The organism is Noviherbaspirillum sp., from assembly GCF_035254865.1.
GTDB lineage: Bacteria > Pseudomonadota > Gammaproteobacteria > Burkholderiales > Burkholderiaceae_D > Noviherbaspirillum.
Map to the genome: position 1 here is coordinate 1 of NZ_DATFAF010000057.1, position 21,897 is coordinate 21,897.

At 63.2% G+C, this 21,897-nt stretch carries 19 protein-coding genes; 12 read left to right on the forward strand and 7 right to left on the reverse strand.

Annotated elements, in window-relative coordinates:
* A partial coding sequence (locus tag VJ651_RS13845; RefSeq protein WP_324108012.1) for a uroporphyrinogen decarboxylase family protein occupies positions 1 to 257 on the forward strand: 257 nt, incomplete at its 5' end.
* 785 nt (positions 258 to 1,042) lie between these two features.
* Positions 1,043 to 3,067, forward strand: coding sequence for a primosomal protein N' (locus VJ651_RS13850; protein ID WP_324108013.1), 2,025 nt, complete (start codon positions 1,043 to 1,045; stop codon positions 3,065 to 3,067).
* 22 nt (positions 3,068 to 3,089) lie between these two features.
* On the opposite strand, the gene VJ651_RS13855 is transcribed toward VJ651_RS13850, so the two are convergent.
* On the reverse strand, positions 3,090 to 4,775 hold the full coding sequence (locus VJ651_RS13855; RefSeq protein ID WP_324108014.1) for a TonB family protein: 1,686 nt from the start codon (positions 4,773 to 4,775) through the stop codon (positions 3,090 to 3,092).
* 237 nt (positions 4,776 to 5,012) lie between these two features.
* On the opposite strand from VJ651_RS13855, the gene VJ651_RS13860 reads away from it, so the two are divergent.
* Entirely contained in the window at positions 5,013 to 7,193 is a 2,181-nt protein-coding gene (locus VJ651_RS13860) for a VTT domain-containing protein (RefSeq protein WP_324108015.1), read from the forward strand.
* A complete protein-coding gene (locus VJ651_RS13865) occupies positions 7,190 to 7,936 on the forward strand; it encodes an endonuclease/exonuclease/phosphatase family protein (RefSeq protein WP_324108016.1) in 747 nt (248 codons plus the stop codon). Before VJ651_RS13860 ends, VJ651_RS13865 begins: the two co-directional genes overlap by 4 nt.
* Positions 7,937 to 7,994: 58 nt before the next feature.
* On the opposite strand, the gene VJ651_RS13870 is transcribed toward VJ651_RS13865, so the two are convergent.
* Positions 7,995 to 8,594: a hypothetical protein gene (locus tag VJ651_RS13870; protein WP_324108017.1), complete on the reverse strand. Its 600-nt coding sequence runs from the start codon at positions 8,592 to 8,594 to the stop codon at positions 7,995 to 7,997.
* Positions 8,595 to 8,839: 245 nt separating this feature from the next.
* Between VJ651_RS13870 and VJ651_RS13875 the strand changes: the two genes are divergently transcribed.
* Together VJ651_RS13875 and VJ651_RS13880 are read left to right on the forward strand one after the other, a co-directional pair.
* Positions 8,840 to 9,481 carry a YsnF/AvaK domain-containing protein gene (locus VJ651_RS13875; RefSeq protein ID WP_324108018.1) on the forward strand — a complete coding sequence of 214 codons (642 nt, stop codon included), beginning with the start codon at positions 8,840 to 8,842 and terminating at the stop codon, positions 9,479 to 9,481.
* 102 nt (positions 9,482 to 9,583) lie between these two features.
* Positions 9,584 to 10,726 carry a YsnF/AvaK domain-containing protein gene (locus VJ651_RS13880; protein ID WP_324108019.1) on the forward strand — a complete coding sequence of 381 codons (1,143 nt, stop codon included), beginning with the start codon at positions 9,584 to 9,586 and terminating at the stop codon, positions 10,724 to 10,726.
* A gap of 64 nt (positions 10,727 to 10,790) precedes the next feature.
* On the opposite strand, the gene VJ651_RS13885 is transcribed toward VJ651_RS13880, so the two are convergent.
* Positions 10,791 to 11,270 carry an SRPBCC family protein gene (locus tag VJ651_RS13885; RefSeq protein WP_136420228.1) on the reverse strand — a complete coding sequence of 160 codons (480 nt, stop codon included), beginning with the start codon at positions 11,268 to 11,270 and terminating at the stop codon, positions 10,791 to 10,793.
* Between the two features lie 88 nt (positions 11,271 to 11,358).
* Complete coding sequence (locus VJ651_RS13890) at positions 11,359 to 12,576, reverse strand: EAL domain-containing response regulator (RefSeq protein ID WP_324108020.1); 1,218 nt, start codon at positions 12,574 to 12,576, stop codon at positions 11,359 to 11,361.
* A gap of 310 nt (positions 12,577 to 12,886) precedes the next feature.
* Here VJ651_RS13890 and VJ651_RS13895 point away from each other — a divergent pair, with 310 nt between their 5' ends.
* Complete coding sequence (locus VJ651_RS13895) at positions 12,887 to 13,480, forward strand: CAP domain-containing protein (RefSeq protein ID WP_324108021.1); 594 nt, start codon at positions 12,887 to 12,889, stop codon at positions 13,478 to 13,480.
* A gap of 100 nt (positions 13,481 to 13,580) precedes the next feature.
* On the forward strand, positions 13,581 to 14,045 hold the full coding sequence (locus VJ651_RS13900) for a DnaJ domain-containing protein (RefSeq protein ID WP_324108022.1): 465 nt from the start codon (positions 13,581 to 13,583) through the stop codon (positions 14,043 to 14,045).
* A gap of 20 nt (positions 14,046 to 14,065) precedes the next feature.
* Here VJ651_RS13900 and VJ651_RS13905 read toward each other — a convergent pair whose 3' ends face one another.
* Positions 14,066 to 15,535: a PLP-dependent aminotransferase family protein gene (locus tag VJ651_RS13905; protein ID WP_324108023.1), complete on the reverse strand. Its 1,470-nt coding sequence runs from the start codon at positions 15,533 to 15,535 to the stop codon at positions 14,066 to 14,068.
* Positions 15,536 to 15,711: 176 nt separating this feature from the next.
* On the opposite strand from VJ651_RS13905, the gene VJ651_RS13910 reads away from it, so the two are divergent.
* Both VJ651_RS13910 and VJ651_RS13915 read left to right on the forward strand, forming a co-directional pair.
* A complete protein-coding gene (locus VJ651_RS13910) occupies positions 15,712 to 16,062 on the forward strand; it encodes a DUF2917 domain-containing protein (RefSeq protein ID WP_324108024.1) in 351 nt (116 codons plus the stop codon).
* An 87-nt stretch (positions 16,063 to 16,149) separates the two neighbouring features.
* Entirely contained in the window at positions 16,150 to 17,136 is a 987-nt protein-coding gene (locus VJ651_RS13915; RefSeq protein ID WP_324108025.1) for a virginiamycin B lyase family protein, read from the forward strand.
* Between the two features lie 6 nt (positions 17,137 to 17,142).
* Here VJ651_RS13915 and VJ651_RS13920 read toward each other — a convergent pair whose 3' ends face one another.
* Positions 17,143 to 17,502 carry a hypothetical protein gene (locus VJ651_RS13920; protein ID WP_324108026.1) on the reverse strand — a complete coding sequence of 120 codons (360 nt, stop codon included), beginning with the start codon at positions 17,500 to 17,502 and terminating at the stop codon, positions 17,143 to 17,145.
* 13 nt (positions 17,503 to 17,515) lie between these two features.
* Positions 17,516 to 18,556 carry an AraC family transcriptional regulator gene (locus tag VJ651_RS13925; protein WP_324108027.1) on the reverse strand — a complete coding sequence of 347 codons (1,041 nt, stop codon included), beginning with the start codon at positions 18,554 to 18,556 and terminating at the stop codon, positions 17,516 to 17,518.
* Positions 18,557 to 18,660: 104 nt separating this feature from the next.
* Between VJ651_RS13925 and VJ651_RS13930 the strand changes: the two genes are divergently transcribed.
* Entirely contained in the window at positions 18,661 to 20,259 is a 1,599-nt protein-coding gene (locus VJ651_RS13930) for an FAD-binding oxidoreductase (RefSeq protein WP_324108028.1), read from the forward strand.
* Positions 20,260 to 20,270: 11 nt separating this feature from the next.
* Positions 20,271 to 21,887, forward strand: coding sequence for a glycerol-3-phosphate dehydrogenase/oxidase (locus VJ651_RS13935; RefSeq protein ID WP_324108029.1), 1,617 nt, complete (start codon positions 20,271 to 20,273; stop codon positions 21,885 to 21,887).
* Positions 21,888 to 21,897 lie beyond the last annotated feature (10 nt).

Consider the following 21,897-nt stretch of genomic DNA (forward strand, 5'->3'; position numbering starts at 1 on the left):
TGGCGAAGGCGCGTGCGCTGGTGGGCCACAAGGTGGCGCTGCAAGGCAACCTGGACCCGAACGTGCTGTTCGCGGGGCCGCAGCAGATCCGCGCCGAGGTGACCAAGGTGCTGGAATCCTTCGGCAAGCCGGCGGCGGGCAACGGGCATGTGTTCAATCTCGGGCACGGCATTTCGCAGTACACGCCGCCGGAAGCGGTGACGGTGCTGGTGGAGACCGTGCATGAGGTGAGCCGCGCGATGCGGGCGAGCGAATGAACGAAGTAGCGCATCCGGCTAGCAAAAATTTCTGTTAACTGCAATCACGTACTGGACATTTTTGGTCGACTTTTCACGGCTTTATTCACACATTTACAGTTTTGTGCAGCAATAAAACAATTTATCCGGATCTATTTTTCCGTCCTGCAGCGCTGTTATAAGTCATTGAATTTAAAAGGCAAAAATTTTGCTTTTCAATTCAGCATTCCATAGAAACCCGCATGAAATCAGGCCCTTCCGGGCTGTCAAGGGGGGAATGTCCACAAAGTTATCCACAGACTTTGTGGATAGATGAAAAAGCGCTTATGAATCGGGCATTTAGATCGGTTTTTCAAAATCTACATGAGGTCTTCTAGAAGACTTGCCCGATCTTGGCAACTGTCTCCCAATTGACTTTTAGCCGGCAACATTGGCGGGAAAAGAAAGCTTGCCTCTCGAAAAAATCGGAGAAGATTTGTCAAGATTTGTAAGCCGTTGGAAACCCTTCGGGCAATCCTTCATACGACTTATTCACATTAACAAGTTGCCATAGATCTTGTGCAGAGCAATAACTTTTTTAAAAGAAAATTTTTTCGCTGCCAGATATTGACTTTTCAAGTCGTTGATTTAAAAGGCGATTTTTTTTGCTTTTCAAATGGGCAATGTATTGAAACCCGCATGAAATCAGGCATTTCCAGCTGTCAAGAGCTTCTTGTCCACAAAGTTATCCACAGCTTGTGTGGATAGCTCAAAAACCCTTTATGAAACGTGTATTTAGCTCCCATTTTCAGGAATCACTTTAAGTCGTGAAACAATGTTTTCTGGAGGTTGCTCTCGACACACCGCTTGCGACTTGCTTTGACTATCGCTGGCGCGGTGAGGCGGGCGTAGAGTTGCCCACGGTCGGACAACTGGTGCTCGTTCCCTTCGGCCGGCGGGAAGTGATCGGCCTGGTGGTCGCCGTGCGCACCCAGAGCAATGTTCCCGACGACAAGCTCAAGGATGTCATCGCCGTGCGGACGCAGCTCCCGCCGCTGTCCACAGCCTGGCTCGCCCTGTGCGGCTTTGCCGCGGACTATTACCAGCGGCCCCTGGGGGAAGTGGCGATACCCGGCCTGCCGAAGAATCTGCGCGTACCCAAGACCACTGCGCTCGACCGGGCACTGAAGAAACTGGCGAAAGCGGAAGTTGCACCGGACGCAGCGCCGAGCGCTGCGCCGATCCTCAATCCCGCACAACAGCATGCCGCCGATGCGATCGCCGCCGCCACGGAATTTGCGTCGACCCTGCTCTACGGCGTCACCGGCAGCGGCAAGACCGAGGTCTATTTGCAGGCGGCCGCGCAAGTCCTCGCCCGGCAAAGCGACGCGCAGGTGCTGATCCTGGTGCCGGAAATCAATCTCACGCCGCAACTCGAGAACAATGTGCGCGCGCGTTTTCCGCACGTCGCCGTCGCCACGCTGCACAGCGGACTGGCCGAAGGCGAGCGCATGAGCCACTGGCTGGCCGCGCATCTGGGACACGCGCGCATCATTCTCGGCACGCGGCTAGCGATTCTTGCCTCGCTGCCGCAACTGAAGCTGATCATCATCGACGAAGAACACGATCCTTCCTACAAGCAGCAGGAAGGCTTGCGCTATTCGGCGCGCGACCTCGCGGTGTGGCGCGCCCGCCAGCTGGGCATTCCCATCGTGCTGGGCTCGGCCACGCCCTCGCTGGAAACCTGGCACCACGCGCAGTCGGGCCGCTACAAGAAACTCGAATTGCGCGAGCGCGCTTCCAAGGATGCAGTGCTGCCGAAAGTGCGCCTGATCGACATGGAGCGCGACAAGCCCGCGGAGGGCATCACCTCGACCCTCATCACCGCGCTGAAGCTGCGGCTGGAGCGGGGCGAGCAATCGCTGCTGTTCCTGAACCGTCGCGGCTACGCGCCGGTTCTTGCCTGCGATGCCTGCGGCTGGATCAGCAATTGCCCACGCTGCACCGCCTTCATGGTGCTGCACAAACCCGAGCATCGGCTGCGCTGCCACCACTGCAGCCTGGAGCAGCGCATTCCCAAGTCCTGCCCGACATGCGGCAACGTCGATCTGCAGCCGCTCGGGCGCGGCACGCAGCGAGTGGAAGAGGCGCTGCAGAACGTCTTTCCGCAGGCGCGCGTCACGCGCATCGACGCCGACTCCACGCGGCGCAAGGGCAGTGCGCAGGCCGCCTTCGACAGCGTGCATCGCGGCGACGTCGACATCCTGATCGGCACGCAGATGGTGGCCAAGGGCCATGACTTCCGCAATCTCACCCTGGTCGGCATCCTGAATCCCGATACCGCGCTGTTCTCGCACGACTACCGCGCCGGCGAGCGGCTGTTCGCGCAACTGATGCAGGTGGCCGGGCGCGCCGGCCGCGCCGGGCAGAAGGAGGGCGGCAGCGTCAGCGAAGTGTGGATACAGACCCGCTATCCGCACCATCCCCTGTACGCCGCAGTGATGGCGCACGACTACGACCGCTTCGCCGGCGGCTTGCTGGAGGAGCGGCAACAGGCGGGCTTGCCGCCCTTCCTGTATCAGGCTTTGCTGCGCGCCGAGGCGCGGGAATTGCAGACCGCACTCGACTTCCTGACGCAGGCGGCCGAATGCATGCAGCATCCCGGCATCGTCATCAACGATCCGATCCCGATGACGATGACGCGGGTGGCCAATGTCGACCGCGCGCAATTGCTGATCGAGTCGGCATCGCGGCCGGCACTGCAGGCTTTCCTGAAGGAGTGGCTGGCGATGCTGCGCGAGATGAAGACGCGGGCCAAATGGTCGCTGGAAGTGGATCCGGTCGACATCTGAGCGATAGTTTTCGCACAAGCTGTCAGCGGACCTCTTCCAGGATCCGCAGCACCTCGTCGAAATTCCACACGCGGCGAATGTCGATCACGTCATACTGGCGCGCAAGATTGGGCGGGAAGGCGGCGTAGCGTTCGTTGAGCTTGATGATGCGGCGTACGGCGGCGTCCAGCTCCGGCCGGCCGCTGGAGCGGTTGATCACGACATCCTCGACGCTGCCGTCGCTGCGGATCGAAACCGTAACGATGGGGTCGCCGCGTGCCTTGTCTTTCGCGGTTTGCGAATAGTTGAGGCGGCCGTTGCGCTCGATCTTGAGGCGCCAGCTTTCGATGTACATCATCAGGCCGATGTCGAGGTTTCCACCGCCGAAGATCGAACGACGGCGCGGATTCTCCGCCGCATCGGCAACGGGCGCGGGAGCACGCGGCTCGATGTGCAGCGGCGCGGGGCGCCTTGCCTGGTCAAGCGCGCGGCTGGCGAGGTCGCCACCCCCGGCGGCTTTCGGCAACGCCGCAGCGGCCGAGGCCCTGGCGCTTTCCGCTGCGCGTGCGGCGGCAGCATTCTCTGCCGCCAGTCGTTCCTGTTCGCGCGCTTGTGCCGCGGCTGCTTCCGCTTGCTGGCGCAGGGCGGCTTGTTCCGCCTGTTTCTGGCGAGCGAGCGCTTCGGCCTGCTGACGCGCGACTTCCTCTGCCTGCAGGCGCGCCTCGCGTTCCATCGCTTCGCGTCTTGCGCGCTGCTCGTCGTCCCGCTTTTTCGCTTCAAGTTCGGCGCGGCGTGCCGCCTCTTCTTCAACCCGTTGTTCCTCTTGCTTGCGCAGCGCCGCTTCTTCTGCCTGTCGGCGCACTTCCAGTTGCTGCTGCATCGCGCGGGCCTCTTCCTGGCGCCGTACTGCTTCGACCTGCTGCGCGGCCTGCTCCGCCTTGCGACGCGCTTCGAGCTCCATCGCCTGCTGTCTTGCTTCCTCCACCCGTCTGGCTTCAAGTTCCTCGGCGCGTCGCGCAGCCTCTTCCTGTGCGCGTCTTTGCTCGGCCTCGGCAGCCTTGCGCGCGGCCTCCTCGGCTACCTGGCGCGCCTGTTGTTCTTCCAGCAGGCGGCTGGCGTCGGCTTCACGCTGTTGCGCTTCCAGGTCCTGCGCGGCTTGTGCGGCCGGTGCCTCGTCCGGCGTGTTTGCAGCGCTTGCCGCAAGCGGCTCCTGCGCCGGCGCAGCAGGCACTTCCGGCGTGTCGGCCGGTTGAACGATTTCATCCACTGCCGGGGCGGGAAGCACAAAGGAATCGGGTTTCGCCTCGTTCAGCGCAATGACGTCCGGTGCTCGCCTGGGCCGTTGCGGTTTGCTCTGCGCGATGCGGGGCGGCGTGCGTGCCTTGCGGCGGGCTTTCCTGGTCGGTGTGAGGGGTTTGGCGTCCGCGACGCTCGGCGGCGGAGCAATGCGGACTTGCATGTGCTTGTCGCCGGCGGATGTGTCCGGCGCAGGGGCAAGACTTTCCACCGGCGCTGAGGTGGACGAAGAGGCAAGGGTGTTTTGCACTTCCGGCGTGCGCTTCACATCGGTGAGACGCACGCTCAGGCCGGCCTGCACGCGGCGCTCGCTCCATGGCAAGTCGAGGCCGGGCAGTCCGAGACCCAATACCCCGAATTGCATGGAGAGGATCAGCCCGTGCACCAGCAGCGAGGCCGCAATACCGATTCCGAGACGCGTCCGGGGCGACATGGGCAACCCGCGGCGGCGTTTGGCGGATGCGGAATTCGGCGGGGAACTCATGCGGTTCGGCTACCTCGATGCGGCACGGCAAGCAGTGGGTTGATGGTTGTAATGCGATCTTATCCGAAGAAATGCTTGCAGCGGAAAAACCCACGCGAAATGCTGAGCCAGCCTAAGTTTATCGACGCGCAACACGGCGCGGCAATGACTGCAGAAACTATCAGGATTGCGCCGCGTCGAAAGGAAATGAGTTCGTATTTCCCTTCGTCACGTGAACAGGCCGACGCGCCGAGCATGCCCGAGGCGTCGCCCGGCCTGTTGCAGGCGGGACGCAATTGCTGGCGCATCGAGCGCGCGCATCGCTATGCCATGCTGGTGGATGCCGACGCCTATTTCCGCGCAGTACGGGCCGCCGTGCGCAAGGCCCGCCACAGCATCTATATCCTGAGCTGGGACATCGACAGCCGCACCCGCCTGGTGCCGCAGGGGGCGAATGACGGCTATCCGGAAGCGCTGGGCGACTTCCTGCATGCGGTGGTGTCCTCGCAGCCCGGCCTGCACGCTTACGTGCTGAACTGGGATTTCGCGATGCTGTATGCGCTCGAGCGGGAATGGCTGCCGATTTACAAGCTGGAGTGGCGCACGCATCGCCGCCTTGCCTTTCGCATGGACGGACGGCATCCGATCGGCGCCTCGCATCATCAGAAAGTGGTGGTGGTGGATGATCGTGTCGCTTTCGTCGGCGGACTGGATCTGACCCGTTGCCGATGGGATACGCCGGAACATGCCAATCATGCCGCGTTGCGGTGTGACAGCGACGGCAAGCCGCACGGGCCTTTTCATGATGTGCAGGCCATGGTGGATGGGGACGCGGCGCGCGCGCTGGGCGAACTGGCACGAGCGCGCTGGCGCCGCGCGGGCGGCAAGCCGGCCATCGACCGCTATGACCCGGAACTCGATCCCTGGCCGGAAGATGTGGTGCCCGATCTGACCGAGGTCGACGTTGCCATCTCGCGCACCGAGCCGGTTTTCGATGGCGCACCCGGTGTGCATGAGGTGCGGCAACTGCATCTGGATGCGATCGCCGCCGCGCGGCATCACCTGTTTTTCGAAAACCAGTATTTCACTTCCGGCATGATTGCCGACGCGCTCGCCACGCGCCTGAAGGAGCCCGACGGGCCCGAGGTGATGATCGTCTCGCCGCAGATGCAGAGCGGCTGGCTGGAAGAAGCGACCATGGGCGTGTTGCGGGCGCGCGTGCACCGGCGCCTGAAGGAAGCCGATCGCTATGGCCGGTACCGCATGTACTCACCCTATATTCCGGGGCAGGACGGGCATTGCCTGAATGTGCACAGCAAGGTGTTTTCCGTCGACGACCGCCTGTTCTCGGTCGGTTCGGCCAATCTCAGCAGCCGCTCCATGGCACTCGATACGGAATGCAATATCACGATCGAGGCGCAGGGGCCCGACGCCGCTCGGATTCGCGACGCCATCGGCCGCTTGCGCAGTCGCCTGCTGGCCGAACATCTGGGCAGCAGCGTGGAAACGGTCGATGCCGAAGTGCGCCGGCACGACAGCCTGCATCATGCGGTCGCCGCGCTGCGCGCGGAGCGCACGCTGCTCCCGCTCGATCCGGTCGCGTCGGCGGAACTGGACGCGCTCATCCCCGAGCGGGCCTTGTTCGATCCCGAGAAGCCGATCGACCCGGAGGAACTGGTCAACCAGTTCGTGCCGAGCGATGCACGCAAGCCGGTGCCGCGTCGCCTGATCGGCATCGGCATGCTGGCCGTCGCGCTTGTCTTGCTGGCGATCGCGTGGCGCTGGACGCCCCTTCGCGAATGGGTGAACCTGGGGGCGCTGGTGTCCTTCGCGCGCGGACTCGATGCCATGCCGTTTACGCCGCTGGCGGTCGTCGCGAGCTATGTGGTGGCCGGTTTTCTGGTGGTGCCGGTGATGTTGCTGATTGCGGTAACCGGCATTGTGTTCGGTCCGCTGTATGGTTCGCTGTATGCGATTGCCGGCACGCTGCTCAGTGCCGCCGCCACCTACGGCCTCGGACACTGGCTCGGCCGCGAGGTGGTGCAGCGACTGCTCGGCAAACGGGTCAATCACCTGAGCCGGCGCATCGCCACGCGCGGCATTCTCGCGATGATCGTGATCCGCATCCTGCCGATTGCGCCGTTCTCGGTTGTCAATGTGGTCGCGGGCGCCTCGCATATCAAGCTGCGCGACTACCTGATCGGCACCTTGCTCGGCATGATGCCGGGCATCATGATCACCGTCACCTTCGTCCATCATCTGGCCGAGGCCGTTCGCAATCCCAGCCCGGGCACCGTGGCCGTACTCGGCGCGGTGGCCGTTTCCATCATTGCAGTCGCACTCGGCCTGCAGCGGCTGCTCAAGCGCAAGGAGGATCCCGCGGCATGATCGATAACGTCGCCGACCCCATCGCACCGGTGCAGCAAGCCGTGCCCGATGTCGACCCGTGGCCGCTCACCATCGCCACCTATAACATTCACGGCGCCATCGGCACCGACGGCCGCTTTGCGCCGGAGCGCGTGGCCGAAGTGCTGGGTGAAATCGGCGCGGACATCATCGCCTTGCAGGAAGTGCCGCTCGGCGGTTCCAAGACGCCCAATGTGCTCGCGATGCTGCAGGAAGCGACCGGCTTTGTCGCAGCGGAAGGCCCCGCCTGCGACCGGCCGGAGCGGCGCTATGGCAATGCGGTATTGACCCGCTATCCGATCTTGTCCATGCGCACCATCGACTTGTCCTTCGGCAGCCGCGAGCCGCGCGGCGCGCTCGACGCGGACGTGGATTGTCACGGCCACCTGCTGCGCGTGGTTGCGACCCACCTCGGCTTGCGGCCGGCGGAACGGCGCGCGCAAATCCGCCGCCTGCTGCAAGTATTCGATACCGAGGAAATGCCGGTGATCCTGCTCGGCGACATCAATGAATGGTTTGTCTGGGGCCGCTCGCTGCGCTGGCTAGTCTCGCACTTCCAGCCGGTACCGGCGCCGCGCACCTTCCCGTCACGCAAGCCGATTTTCGCGCTGGACAGGATCTGGATCCGGCCGCGCCACCGGCTCGTGCATGTGGAAGTGCACGCGACACCGCTCGCGCGTGTCGCCTCGGATCATTTGCCCTTGATCGCGCATATCGACGGGTGAGAAAAGCGACTTATGAACGAGTTGCGGACGCTGAAAATCTGGTCCACGGACAATGCCATCACGCGCGCTGATGCGGCCCGGCAGCTTGTGTCGGCTGCGGCGCGGACTCGATCAGCTGCGGCGGCTCGACCGGGTTGAAGTCGCACCAGTCGCCGTTTTCGATCGTGCCTTGCGCGCGCTCGATGTCTGCTGCGCCGAGCGAGCGCAGCATGTTGACTACCTGATCCTCGTGCTCCGCATCATCGACGGCAACGGCAACCATCATGCCCGACTTGCGTATCGGCGCGGCGTTCTCCACGTCTTCGGCATGCTCGCCGGTATCGCCTTGTTCCTTCATGGTCGACAGGCTGCCGACCAGGCCGCCGACGTGGGCGCCGAGCAAGCCGCCGGTGACCGCGCCGACCGGGCCGAGGAAGGGGGCTGCCGCCAGACCGGCCGCCGCACCTGCCGCCGCACCGGCGGCAACACCCTTGCCCGATTGCTTCGCGCCGGGCGATTGCGCCCGGTCGCCCCCGATCGGAAAGGTGTCATGTTGCCCCGGCGGATTGACGTAAAACGCGGAAATGCGTTCGCGCGCAAATCCGGCGCGCTGCAATTCTTCGATGCTGTCCTCGACTTCCGATTGCTGTTGAAACCGGCCGGCAATGATATTAGCCATGTGAGCCTCCTTGCACCAAGCGATACGATGAATATGGGTAAGAGAGCAGGCTGTTCGAATAAGTTCGGATCGATTGCCCGGCATATCGTCGTGTAATTTGTCGCGCAATGCGTCGTGTAATTTTTTCCGCTCGTGCGGTAAAAACTCGCATGCGATTCCTCGTTCGGCATGCAGGATGCCTGCCAAGGCCCGGCCCGCTAATTGCATGCAGCGCTCCACCCTTGAACTGATGGAAAGCGTCACCGATGGAGCACTTCCCCGAGAGCGGCGACACCTCGCCCGCAAACCGTTTGATGAACGCCACCGTCGTCGATGCCAAGGGCAGCAAGGCATCCATCGTCGGCGTGCAACAGACAGAGTCCAATCCGCATGCCTGGGTGCGCCTGCCCGACGAAACGCAAGTGCTCGTTCCGGTGAGCTTGCTCACGCAGCAGGACGACGGCAGCTTCCGCCTGCCTTTCACCTTCCATGTCTCCGGCGAATCGAGGCAGCCGACGCAGATGAGCTTTCCGGTGATGGAAGAAGAGCTGCACGTGGCCAAGCGCGTGATCGATACCGGTCGCGGCGTGCGCATCCACAAGACGGTGGCCGAGCAGGAAAGTGTCGTTGATCAGCCGCTGATGCGCGACGAACTGGTGGTCGAACGCGTGCCGGTCGGGCGCGTCGTGGCCGAAGCCGATGTGCCGCAGACGCGCTACGAAGGCGACACGCTGATCGTGCCCGTGCTGGAGGAAGTGCTCGTCGTGCAGAAGCAGCTCGTGCTGAAGGAAGAAGTGCGCATCACGCGACAACGGCAGCAGACGCAGTCGCCGCAGACGGTGCTGCTGCGCTCGGAACAGGTCACGGTCGAACGATTCGACGAGGGTCGCGAACGCAGCCAGCACTAGCCTGTAATGCGTCGGTTAACGCCAGGCACGGGATATGCGTCGACGCACCCCTCAGGTCGATTCCGGACCTGCGCCGGACAATACCCCAATGGAGAGATTGATATGGAAAATACCGTAGTAGGCGTGTACGACAGTTACGCGCAAGCCCAAAATGCGATGAACGAATTGCTTTCCTGCGGATTTTCCCGCGGCGAAGTGCAGTTGAACCCGGACTCCGAAGGCGCGGCCACGACGCGCGACACGACGCAAGCGAGCGGCAGCGGCATTGGCAATTTTTTCCGTTCGCTGTTCGGCATGGATGAACGTCCCGAGGAACACGACGTGTATTCGGAAGCGGTACGGCGCGGCAGTTGCGTGCTGACCGTGAATGCCGATAACGAAGAGCAGCGTGACCGCGCGGTGGAGGTCCTGAACCGTTACGACCCGGTGGACATCGACGAGCGCGCCGCGCACTGGCGCTCTCAAGGCTGGACCGGCTATGACGAGAATGCGCCGCAGTATACCGATAGCGATATCGCACGCGAACGCGACCTGCATGCGCGGAGCCGCGATACCGCTGACACGGATCAGGCGCAGGCCCGGACCGAAGGCGAAACGCGCATTCCGGTGGTCGAGGAAGAAATGCGTGTCGGGAAGCGGGAAGTGCAGCGCGGCGGCGTGCGCGTCTACACGCGCGTGCAGGAAAAGCCTGTGCACGAGTCGGTGGATCTGCGCCAGGAGCACGTGAACGTCGAGCGCCATCCGGTTGACCAGCCGGCCAGCGAGGCCGACCTCGCGGCCTTCAAGGAGGGTTCGGTCGAGATGCGCGAAATGGCGGAAGAGCCGATCGTTTCCAAGACCGCACGCGTGGTCGAAGAAGTGGTGGTGGGCAAGGAAGTGACGCAGGAAACCACCGACGTGAACGACACGGTGCGCAGGACCGACGTGGAGGTCGAGCAACTCGGCGCATCGGACGCCAGGCGCGATGCGGATTATGCCGACACCGCCACAAGCGCAGACGATTCCGATTTCCGTCGCCACTGGCAGAATGCCTACGGTCCGAGCGGCGGACGCTACGAAGACTATGACGCCGCCTATCGCTACGGTTCAAGCATGGCGGGCAGCGAGCGGTTCAGGAATTATCGCTGGGAAGATGCCGAACCCGACATGCGCAGCGATTGGGAGCGGCAGCATCCGGAAAGCACCTGGGACAAGGTGAAAGATGCGGTGCGCTACGGCGCGGAAAAGGTGAAGGGCCAGCATTGAGGCAAGCGGCGGCGCGCTCCTCGGTCTCAGTCTCGGCCCGCTCGCTACCTTTTTCAACAACCTGCTAGCGTGCCTGTTCCAGGCGTCCGTCTTCCGCCATTTCGCGAATGGTCCGGATGGTATCGATATCGGATTCGGTATACGCGGAACGGCGGAAATCGTTGTAGAACGCTTGTGCCGTGTCCTCCACTTCGCCGGCGCCGTCGTCGTATTCGAAGCGCACGAAGAAAATGTTCGGCTCCGGCTCTTCGATCGTCATGGTCAGGCGCGATTCGGGGATGTCCTTCTGTGGCGGCACGTGATACACCACTTGCTCCTGCGGCAGGAAGGTGACGCGATCGCGCACGACGAGCTCGCCGTAATGCAACTCGCGCGACACCGACTGTTCCGACTTTTCCAGGATGGTGCAACGGTCGAGGTAGGGCACGAATGCAGTCGGCGTTTCGGCGCGCAACACGAGGCCGCGCCAGAGTTGTTCGCGCGAAAGCGGGTCGATCAAGGGATTGAGCGGATCGTTGATTTCAACGAGATGAGCGAATTTCATGAGGCTGAACCGGCTGGATAATCACACAGTGTAGCGCACACAGTGTAGCGCCATCCTTCATGCGATAGAAGGGGCTGCAGCAGGGGCATCAAAAAAACTGCGTCCATTCGTCGATCCATCCCGGCACCGCGGCGCGCTCCATCGGCTTGGCGATGTAAAAACCCTGTGCATAGGTGCAACCCAGGTCGCGCAGCAAGTCCCAGTCTTCCCGCGTCTCCACGCCGACCGCCACCGAGTTGCGATGCAGCTTCTTCGCCAGTTCCAGGCAGGAACTGAGAGCGATGTGCATCTGCTTATTCTGCGAAGCGCCGGCGACGAACGAGCGGTCGATCTTCAGGTCGAGGAAAGGGATGCGCAACAATTGCTGCACGTTGGAATGCGCGGTGCCGTAATCGTCGATCGACAGGCCGAAGCCTTTCATGCGCAGGCGCGCAAGATTTTCCAGGCAGACCGGGACGTCGGTCATCGCCATCAGTTCGGTAATTTCGATCGTGAGATATTGCGGCTCGATACCGTGCTGCGCGATGTAGGCAAGAATCTTTTCCGCCAGCCCCGGTTCGGCCAGTGAAGTGGCGGACAGGTTGATCGATACCGCCAGCATCAGTCCCTGGTCATGCCAGGCCCGGCAGGCGGCAATCGCACGCTCGATCACTGCCCAGGTCAGGTCTTCCATGTGCCCGCTGGCTTCCAGGATGGGGATGAAGGCGGGCGGCGTCACCAGGCCGTATCGCGGATGACGCCAGCGCACGAACGCTTCCACTGCTTTCACCTTGCCGGTCGCGAGCTCCACCTTGGGCTGGAAGAAAGGTTCGAACTGGCCGGCACGGATGCCGTCGCGGATTTCCTGCAGGGTAAAGACCGGCAGCGCTTTCTTCACGCGGTCCTGCCGCACTTGCGGCGGCTGGTATTGCGCGATCAGGTTTTGCAGCACCTCGGGCGTCGCCGGTTTTTCGAAGGTGCCGAGCAGATGCACGCCATACGCCTTCGACATCGTTTCAACCGAGAACAGCAAGGCGGAGCCGAGTGCACTGGTGAGCACGATCGCGGTCTGGCTGTCGCTGTTGGCAAGATGGCGCACTAGTTCGATGCCGTCCATGTCGGGCATGTTGAGGTCGACAAAACTGATGTCGACGGATGCATGCCGGTCTTGCAGCATGGCGAGCGCGACGCGGCCGTTCTCGGCTTCGGCAATATGGTGAGCGCCGAGTTTGCGCAACATGACATTGAGCCAGTGGCGCTGAAATTCGTCGTCTTCTGCGATCAGGAAGCGAAGGTCGCCGATCTGCATAGAATGGTTTTTTGTCATGACATTCGCATCTATCGGTCAAGCGGAGTCGGCACCCGCGTTGATATTCGTCAAACTCACCACGAGGGCATGCCAATAATAAAGCATTTAGCCGGGCGTGATGACAAGCTTGATGCATGCATGACACGCTTTGTTGCGCCGCCGTATTCTTATTCCCATCCGAAAATACATTCTTCGAGGAACTAACCCGCTTCCTGCACGGTCAGGCGCTTTACGCTCCGCAATATCGAGTGGTCGGTCGCGCTTTCTTTGCAGCCAGTCCGCTTGCACTGCGATCGACGGTCTTTCATTCCGCTTGCAGGAGCCCAACTTGAATCGCCTCACTTCCGCCCTGTTGATGTCCGTGCCCGTCGTGCTCGCTGCATGCGGAGGCGATGGCAAGGTGCCGGTTCCCGTCAGCACCTCGTCCGAGGCGCCATCGACGACTGCAGTGCCTGCACCTTCACCGAGTGCCCAGACACCGGCGGACAAGACCTGCGGCCTCGCCCACTTCCAGCAAGAAGTGCTCGATCGCCTCAATCAGGCACGTGCCGGCAACCGCATGTGCGGCCACACCTTCGCCAAGGCAGTCGGACCCCTGGGCTGGAACGGCAAACTGTTTGAAGCCGCGGCCGCTCACGCGACCGACATGGCAACGAAGAATTACTTCTCGCATGAGAGCCAGGATGGCCGCATCTTCAGCGAGCGCATTACCGCAAGCGGTTACAACTGGACGACGGTCGGTGAAAACATCGCGGCCGGCCAGGCCAGTATTGAGCAGGTGATTGACAATTGGTTACAAAGCCCTGCGCATTGCGACAACATCATGAATGGCAGTTTCAGCGAGGTCGGTGCGGCCTGCGTGCGCAATGAAGCGTCGACCTACAAGCAGTACTGGACGCTGGAACTCGGCCGCTCGCAATAAGTATCAGTATCGGGCCGCATCGACTCCCATATCCACGGGATTGTTGCAGACATGCGGTTTGGATAAAGTGCGTCCTCCCAAGCGCGTGAACACTGTTGCAATGAGAACCTATTACGATGTGCTGGGTATCGATCGCAATGCGAGGTCCATCGATATCGAGTACAGCTACCGCTACGGCGTCAACGAGCAGATTGACGACCCATCGTCACCCGTTTCGCAGAAGAAGAAGCGGGTGCGCCTGCAGCAATTGCGCGAAGCCTATCTGGTGCTGGCTTCGCCGAGTCGGCGGCTGGCCTATGACCGGCGCCTGCATCAGCTGGAGCTCGCCCGTGCCCGTCGCCGGCAACGCCTGCGGACCACAGCGAGCATGTTGCTGCTGGTGATCGGTCTGGCCCTGGTGATCAGCGGCGTGTTTTACCGGATGGAGCGCAGCGAGCAGGATGGCGCGTCGATGACGCTGCTGGCGCGTGGAGGGCGATGGCTGCTCGACGTGCAACATGCCGAGGCAACGCAACAAGGCGGCCGCGATCAAGCGAATATCGGCAGCCGGACCACGGCGGATTAAGACGCGCCAATCAAGACGTACTACGAGGCCCTCATCAGTACCGCTTGCGGCGGGCGCGCGGGCGCCAGATCCAGCGAGCGATTCACCAGCGTGCCCAGCGTACGCACCGCATTTTCCACTTCCGCATTCCACGCATTGCCGCAATTGATCCGGATGTAATTGCCGAACTTGCCCGAGGCCGAGAACAGCGGTCCGGGCATGAACGCGATGCGGTGCGCGATGGCCTGCTCGTGGAGCGCCAGCGCATCGGCTTCTTCCGGCAACTGTATCCACAACACGAAACCTCCCTGCGGCGCGGACACCGAACACTCCGCCGGGAAGAATTCGGACACCGCGTCCGACATGCGCGCGATGCGCTGTACCATGATGCGCCGGCTGCGGCGCACCTGCTTGTCGTAGCTGCTGCTGCCGATGTAATCCGCGAGCACGGCCTGGATGAAGACGCTGGTGCCGCCGCTCGAGACATTCTTCAGGAAGGCCACCTGCTGCGTATAGCGTCCGGCCACGATATAGCCGGCGCGCACGGTAGGGCTGATGATCTTCGAAAACGATGAACACAGCAGAACGTGACCGCTGGTGTCGTAGGCCTTGACCGGCCACGGCCGCTCGGTAGTGAAGCACAGGTCGCCATACACATCGTCTTCAACGAGGGGAATGCCGTACTGCGTCAGCAAGCCCGCGAGCCGCTTCTTGCTTTCCTCCGGCATGATGCTGCCAAGCGGATTGTTCGCGTTCGGCACCAGCAGGCAGGCCTGTACCAGGCCCTCGCGCATCGCCAGTTCCAGCGCATCGATCGACAATCCGGTCTTCGGATCGGTCGGGATTTCCAGCGCCTTCATGCCCAGGCTTTCGATCAACTGCAGCAACACGAAGTAGGTCGGCGATTCGATCGCCACCGTGTCGCCCGGCTTGGCGACTGCGCGCAGGCCCAGGCTCATCGCCTCGGTGCAGGAATTGGTCGCGACGATTTCCTGCGGATCGATGCGTCCCCAGTCGACCGCGCGCCGGATCACCTGGCGGACGAAGTTCGGTTCATTGGTGTCGAAGCAGCCGTCCTGCGTGAGCAGTTGCGGAGAGCGGCGCGCCACTGACGCCATGATCTGCTGCATGCGCTTGACCGGCAGCAGTTCATCCGGCGGCCAGGACAGGCCGAGCTGCAGCGCGCCCGGCGTCTTGTTGGCGCGCAGCACGCGCATCAAGAGATTGTTGATGCCGACATAGGTCGGCTGTGTCGTGCAATGCGATTCGTGCACGCCGGCCAGATTGCGCGCACGGTGACGCACATAAAATCCCGCCTGCGGCCGCGCATCGATCAGGCCGCGATCCTCCAGCAGGCGCAGTGCCTGCATCACCGTGCTGATCGACAGGCGCTTTTGCTGCGACAGGTGGCGGATCGACGGCAGCCGGTCGCCGGGTGCGAACACCCTGCTGGCGATCAGCGCGCCGAGTTCATCGGCCAGGCGCTCGTAGAGGTTGATTTGGGCGGTCATGCTTTGATTCTGGGGTGAAGGCGGCAAGGGACAAAGATACAGCGGCATGCTTTTTCGACCATAACAGTTTAAGGCCACTCATGCTGTGATGGTCACAATTTCGATTTGCTGCACCTGTTGCCTTCGCTTGCATCCCCGTACGCTGTTGCTTCATATCCAAAGAAAGGAGAGCAGCGATGAAACCGACGATAGTGGCAGCATCCAGGAGCCAGGTCGAATGCGAACTGCGCGAGATCCATCCCCTGCGCCTGGTCGAAGCAGCGGGCCGGCGTATCCATTGCGTGTCCGGCATTGCATGGATTACCGCTTATCAGCATGCCAGCGACGTATTCCTGCGGCCCGGCGAAACCTATACCGTGCCGAATGACGGGCTGGTGCTGGCCGAGGCTGTCGGAGAATCACGCATTCGCGTCGACTTGCCGCGCGTCTTCGACTACTCGCCGTGCCGCGTCTACCTGCCGGCATCGCTCGACTGGCTGCTCCAGGCCATGAAACAGTTGCCGTTCGGACGCAAGCGTCTCGCCTGAGCAAGCTGCCCGCCGCGCATTTGCGGCGGCAGCGTGCAAGCCTTGATCGCATGCGCCACAATAGGCGTTCCTGGAAAGGAGCGCATCATGCGAACCATTCTGTCGCTGCTCATTCTGCTGTCGCCACTGGCGCTCGCCGGTGGTTCCAATTACACCATCACGCCCGGCATTTCCCAACCCGTTGGCAAGATCACCGAATGGCCGGTCCCCACGCCGAAATTTGCGCGCGATCCGGCGCCCGCGCCCGACGGCAGGATTTACATTGCCGTCATGCAGGGCAACAAGCTCGCGCGCTTCGATCCTGCCACGCAAAAGTTCGAGGAATGGAATTTGCCCGAAGGCACGCGGCCGCATGGCCTCGTGATCGATGAAAAGGGCACGGTCTGGATGACCGGCAATGGCAACGGCACGCTGCTCGAAATCCCTTTCCGGAACGGCCAGCCGGCGTCGATGATCGCGCACAAGACGCCCTCCGGCGGCAGCCCGCATACCATTATTTTCGATGGCCGTGATGCGCTCTGGTTTACCAACCAGTCCGCCGACAAGGTGACGCGCTTCGATCGCCGCAGCGGGAAGATGACCGAGTACGGCACGCGCGACGGTCCGTATGGTCTCGCGATGGATCGGCAAGGCAATGTCTGGTTCTGCCAGGCCAGCGGGCAGCGCGTCGGGCGCATCGATGCCGCTACCGGCCGCGTCAGCGAGCTCGACCTTGGCAAGGGTTCGCTGCCGCGCCGCATCGCCGCCGCATCGGACAATACCCTGTGGGTGGTGCGCTATGGCGACGGCAAGCTCACGCACATCGATGCGCAAAGCGCGAAAGTGATCAAGACCTATGACATGCCCGCAGGCGAATCCGGCCGGCCGTATGCGGTCACCGTGGACGGTGCGGGCAAGGTCTGGGCCAACGAGATCGGTACCGATACCGTCACGCTGTTCGATCCCGCCACCGAAAAATTTCGCGTGTTTGCGCTGCCGAGCGACAACGAAGGAATACGCAAGATGATCGTCGATGCGAAAGGCCGGCTGTGGTACATGGGAAGCCACAGCGGCAAGCTGGGCGTGGTGGAATGAAGATCTTCATACCTCGCAGAACAGCTTCCTGACCACCTTGTCCTCGCGCCGGAATTCCGCACGCGGCTCGAAACGCGTTTCCGCCACCAGCACCACCAGCGCATCCTTGATCTTCAGCAACTTCCAGCCGGCGCGCTCGCCGCTCTCGCTGCCGCCGGCGATCTGGTAGCAGCGCACGACTTCATCGCCATGCCTGTCTTCACCGTAGATGTGCGGCTCGACGATGCGGGAATAGCCGTGGTAGCGCAATTCCAGCACGCGCTTTTCCCTGACGGCGAGACAGATGGCGAGGTTCATGGGAAGACAAGTGTGGTCGATCACCGTGGGACAGGCAATCGCTTGATCCGTTCGAAGCTCCGATGGCATGCGCAGCGCCCGCTCAGTCGCGGTTGCGTTCTCGATAGGCGCCCGGGTTCATGCCCGTCCAATCCTTGAAGGCATGCGTGAAGGAACTTTGCTCCTGGTAGCCGAGCAGAAAGGCGATTTCCGCGATGCTCAGTTTTTTCTGCTTCAGGTAATCGAGTGCCAGCTCATGCCGGGTCTGATCGAGCAATTGCTGGAAGCTGAGGCCGGCATCGCTCAGCTTGCGTTGCAGGGTGCGCGGCGTGATGCACATTTCCTGCGCGATCAGCGGCAGGCGCACGCGGTCCTGTTCCAGATTCTTCACGATGGCGGCGCGCACTTGCGCAACGATGCCGCCTTCGCGCTCTGCACGCAACTTCTCCTTCAGCAGCCGTTCCGCGTGCTGCTGCAACACCGGGTACAGGCTGACGTCGGCATTCGGCACCGGCCAGCTCAGCAAGGCGGCGTCGAAGCGCGCGGTATGCGCGGGCGCATCGAAGCGGACGTCGGTGCCGAAGATGCGCCGGTATTCGCTGTCATCCCGCGGCGCCTGATGGGCGAACGAAACCTCCACCGGCGGCAGCGCCTGGCCGGCAAGCCAGCTGCCGAAGACGCGGATGCCGGTGAACACGCTCTCGGCCAGATGCCGTGTTGCCTGCGGAAACAAGCTGTCCCAGCGGTATTCCGCGACGCCCTTGTCCACGTTCAGCGTGGAACGGCCGAGGTCATGCGCCAGTCCCTCGAAGCGCTGGGTTTGCTGAAACGCCTGGCCGAAATCGCGGCAGCTGAGCAGGATCAGGCCATACACATTGTAGGTGCCGAGCTTGACGCGTTCGCCCACATGCAGTCCGAAGTGCGGATCCCTGGCCAGCTGCGCGCCGACATCGAGCAGGCGCACGTAATCCGTGGCCGCCAAGGATTCCGGCAAGGGCGAGAGCGCATCCGGCGCGAGGCCGGCAGCTTGCTCCAGTTCACGCACGTGCACGCCGCGCGCCGCCGCCGCTTCCATCAGCGGTTGCAGGTAGGGGCCGGCCACGCGGCCGCCGGAGCGGCTAGCGGGGGAGGGCGGTCTTGGCATGATCAAACAAGTGGGCTGTCATGAATGCGCAATACACGGGTTGCTGGGGTGGATAAGATTTTGGCAACAAGCAGTATAACAAGCCATCAATAAGGATAAGCACGGTGAGACGCTGGAACGGTTGGGGCGACGAGTCGATCGACTTCGCATTGAATGAAGAGATGCTGGCATTCCTCCACGCACGCGTGGGCGAGGGCAAGCCGCCGGTCGATGCGACGCTGGCGCAGGCGTGCCAGTCCGTGCCTGCGAGCAGGCTGGCGCCGCATCGCCAGATCGACTGCACCCCGGAAGTGCGCTTGCGCCATGCGCTCGGCCAGAGTCTGCCGGACTGGCTGAAGCTGCGCTACGGCAAGATCGGCCGCGTGCCGGACGGCGTCGCGTTTCCGGAAAGCAGCGAACAGGTGCGCGAGATGCTCGAACACGCGCGACGCAGCAACGCGGTCGTGATTCCCTACGGCGGCGGCACCAGCGTGGTCGGCCACCTGACCGCGCCGGACGACGATGCGCCGGTGCTCAGCATCGACCTGTCGCGCTTGTCGCGCTTGATCGACTTCGACCCGCAGGCGCAACTGGCGACCTTCGGCGCCGGCGTTGCGGGGCCGGACCTGGAAGCGCAATTGCGCGCGCATGGCTACACGCTCGGCCATTTTCCGCAGTCCTTCGACTACTCGACGCTCGGCGGCTGGGTCGTGACGCGTTCGTCCGGGCAGCAATCGCTGCGCTACGGCCGCATCGAGCAGTTGTTCGCCGGCGGCAAGGTGGAAACGCCGAGCGGCACGCTCACCATTCCCGCATTTCCGGCTTCGGCCGCCGGCACCGATCTGCGCGAGATCGTGCTCGGTTCGGAAGGCCGCATCGGCATCCTGACCGAGGCGACGGTGCGCATCTCGCCCATCCCGCAGCGCGAAGCCTTTCACGCCGTGTTCCTCCCGAACTGGGCGCAGGCCGAAGCCGCGGTGCGCAGCATCGCGCAGGCGAAGCTGCCGCTGTCGATGCTGCGCCTGTCCAATCCGGTCGAGACGCTCACCACGCTCACCATGGCGGGCCACCGGACCATGATCGGGCTGCTGGAAAGCTATCTGCGCCTGCGCGGCTGCGCCGATCAGAAGTGCATGCTGCTGCTCGGCGCCAGCGGCGATCGCGCGACGGTGACACACGCGCTCAAGCAGGCGCTGCGCAGCGCAAGCCGCCATCACGGCGTGCATGCGGGTTCCGCCATCGGCAACAAGTGGAAGCAGAACCGTTTTCGCAACGTCTACCTGCGCAACGCCTTGTGGCAGCGCGGCTATGCGGTCGATACCGTCGAGACCGCGGTCGACTGGCCGCGCGTGGGCGGCATGATGCAATCGGTCGAACAGGCCGCGCGCAATGCGTTTGCCGCCTTCGGCGAGCGCGTGCACACTTACACGCACTTGTCGCACATGTATGCGCAGGGCGCGAGCGTGTACACCACCTTCGCCTACCGGCTGGCTGGCAGTTACGAAGGCGACCTGGAGCGCTGGCAGGCGCTGAAGGGCGCGGTCTGCGAGGCGATCGTCGCCAACGGCGGCACCATCAGCCATCAGCACGGCGTGGGCGTCGATCACGCGCCCTACCTGCACGCGGAGAAGGGCGCATTGGGCCTGAGCGCGATGCGCGAGCTGTGCCGGCATTTCGATCCGAGCGGCATGATGAATCCCGGCAAACTGCTGCCGGCGTCCTGAAAGGAAATTGCATGTGGCAGACCAACTGGCGCGAACGCACGAGCGCCTCGCTCAGCGACCGCAAATGGGACATCGTGATCATCGGCGGCGGCATCACCGGGGCCGGCATCCTGCTGGAAGCGGCACGCAATGGCCTGCGTGCGCTGCTGGTCGAGCAGCGCGATTTCGCCTGGGGCACATCGAGCCGCTCCTCCAAGCTGGTGCACGGCGGGTTGCGCTATCTGAAGGAAGGCAAGCTCCTGCTGACGCGCGATTCTGTGCATGAGCGGGAACGATTGCTGAATGAAGCGGCCGGCCTGGTCGAGCCGCAGAGTTTCGCTTTTGCCGATTACCAGGGACGCAAGCCGGGACGCTGGGCGTTCTCGCTCGGCCTTGCGCTGTACGACCTGATGGCCGGGCAGGGCGCTCGGCACGCGCGGCATTATTACGCCCCCGATGAATTCGCACTCATGGCGCCGCATATCGCGACCGCCGGGCTTAAGGGCGGCCTGTGCTACACCGATGCCAAGACCGATGACGCGCGCCTGGTGCTGCGCGTGCTGCAGGAGGCGCTGACGGCGGGCGGCGAGGCGATCAATTACATGGCCGCGCGCCAGGTATTGCGCCGCGACGGCCGGGTATGCGGGGTGGAATTGCAGGACGCCGTGAGCGGCCGGTGTCAGGCGGTCGAAGCCAAGCTTGTCATCAGCGCCACCGGCGCCTGGGCCGATGCATTGCGGCAGCAGGCGCACGGCGGCGCCAGGCTGCGCCCGCTGCGCGGCAGTCACCTGGTATTTCCGGCGTGGCGCCTGCCGGTGGCGCAGGCGATCAGCCTGATGCATCCGCAGGACGGTCGCCCGGTGTTCGCGTTTCCGTGGGAAGGCGTGACCCTGGTCGGCACCACCGACGTCGATCATCGCGAGGACATGCGCATGGAAGCGGCGATCACGCCGGCCGAAGTCGCCTACCTGATGGCGGCTATCGACTTCCAGTTTCCGCAGCTCGGCATCACGCGCGAAGACATCATTTCCACCTTTGCCGGCGTGCGTCCGGTGATCGACAGCGGCAAGGCCGATCCCTCGAAGGAAGGACGCGATCATGCGGTATGGCTGGAAGATGGCCTGCTCACCGTCACCGGCGGCAAGCTCACCACCTTCCGCCTGATCGCGCTCGACGCATTGAAGCACGCCGCGCCGCTGCTGCGCGGCTGGCATGTGCGCCTGCGGGCACGTCCGGTATTTCCGCCGGTGCCGCCCTTGCCCTATGATCGGCGCCTGTCCTCGCATCAAGCGCGGCGACTGGTCGGGCGCTACGGCAGCTTCGCGCGTATGCTGCTGGCCGCGGCGCAGGAGGGCGAGTTGGAAACCATCGCCGGCACCGACACGCTTTATGCGGAACTGCGCTGGGCCGCGCGCCGCGAAGCCGTACTGCACCTGGAAGACCTGATGCTGCGGCGCACCCGGCTCGGCCTGCTGCTGCGCGACGGCGGCATCGCCATGCTGCCCAGGATACGTGCCATCTGCCAGCCGGAACTCGGCTGGGACGATATGCGCTGGGCGAGCGAACAGGCGGCGTATATTGCGCTGTGGCAGAAGCATTACAGCGTGCCGCCGGCGCAGGGCGGGCAGGCGGCGCAGAAAGCCGCATAAAAAACAAAGT

Excerpts from the sequence above, each read along its gene's own strand:
- VJ651_RS13935 (WP_324108029.1), top strand. The coding sequence starts at position 20,271 with ATGTGGCAGACCAACTGGCGCGAACGCACGAGCGCCTCGCTCAGCGAC.
- VJ651_RS13915 (WP_324108025.1), top strand. The coding sequence starts at position 16,150 with ATGCGAACCATTCTGTCGCTGCTCATTCTGCTGTCGCCACTGGCGCTC.
- VJ651_RS13925 (WP_324108027.1), bottom strand. The coding sequence starts at position 18,556 with ATGCCAAGACCGCCCTCCCCCGCTAGCCGCTCCGGCGGCCGCGTGGCC.
- VJ651_RS13900 (WP_324108022.1), top strand. The coding sequence starts at position 13,581 with ATGAGAACCTATTACGATGTGCTGGGTATCGATCGCAATGCGAGGTCC.
- VJ651_RS13905 (WP_324108023.1), bottom strand. The coding sequence starts at position 15,535 with ATGACCGCCCAAATCAACCTCTACGAGCGCCTGGCCGATGAACTCGGC.
- VJ651_RS13885 (WP_136420228.1), bottom strand. The coding sequence starts at position 11,270 with ATGAAATTCGCTCATCTCGTTGAAATCAACGATCCGCTCAATCCCTTG.
- VJ651_RS13860 (WP_324108015.1), top strand. The coding sequence starts at position 5,013 with ATGAGTTCGTATTTCCCTTCGTCACGTGAACAGGCCGACGCGCCGAGC.
- VJ651_RS13865 (WP_324108016.1), top strand. The coding sequence starts at position 7,190 with ATGATCGATAACGTCGCCGACCCCATCGCACCGGTGCAGCAAGCCGTG.
- VJ651_RS13855 (WP_324108014.1), bottom strand. The coding sequence starts at position 4,775 with ATGTCGCCCCGGACGCGTCTCGGAATCGGTATTGCGGCCTCGCTGCTG.
- VJ651_RS13890 (WP_324108020.1), bottom strand. The coding sequence starts at position 12,576 with ATGACAAAAAACCATTCTATGCAGATCGGCGACCTTCGCTTCCTGATC.
- VJ651_RS13870 (WP_324108017.1), bottom strand. The coding sequence starts at position 8,594 with ATGGCTAATATCATTGCCGGCCGGTTTCAACAGCAATCGGAAGTCGAG.
- VJ651_RS13875 (WP_324108018.1), top strand. The coding sequence starts at position 8,840 with ATGGAGCACTTCCCCGAGAGCGGCGACACCTCGCCCGCAAACCGTTTG.
- VJ651_RS13920 (WP_324108026.1), bottom strand. The coding sequence starts at position 17,502 with ATGCCATCGGAGCTTCGAACGGATCAAGCGATTGCCTGTCCCACGGTG.
- VJ651_RS13910 (WP_324108024.1), top strand. The coding sequence starts at position 15,712 with ATGAAACCGACGATAGTGGCAGCATCCAGGAGCCAGGTCGAATGCGAA.
- VJ651_RS13880 (WP_324108019.1), top strand. The coding sequence starts at position 9,584 with ATGGAAAATACCGTAGTAGGCGTGTACGACAGTTACGCGCAAGCCCAA.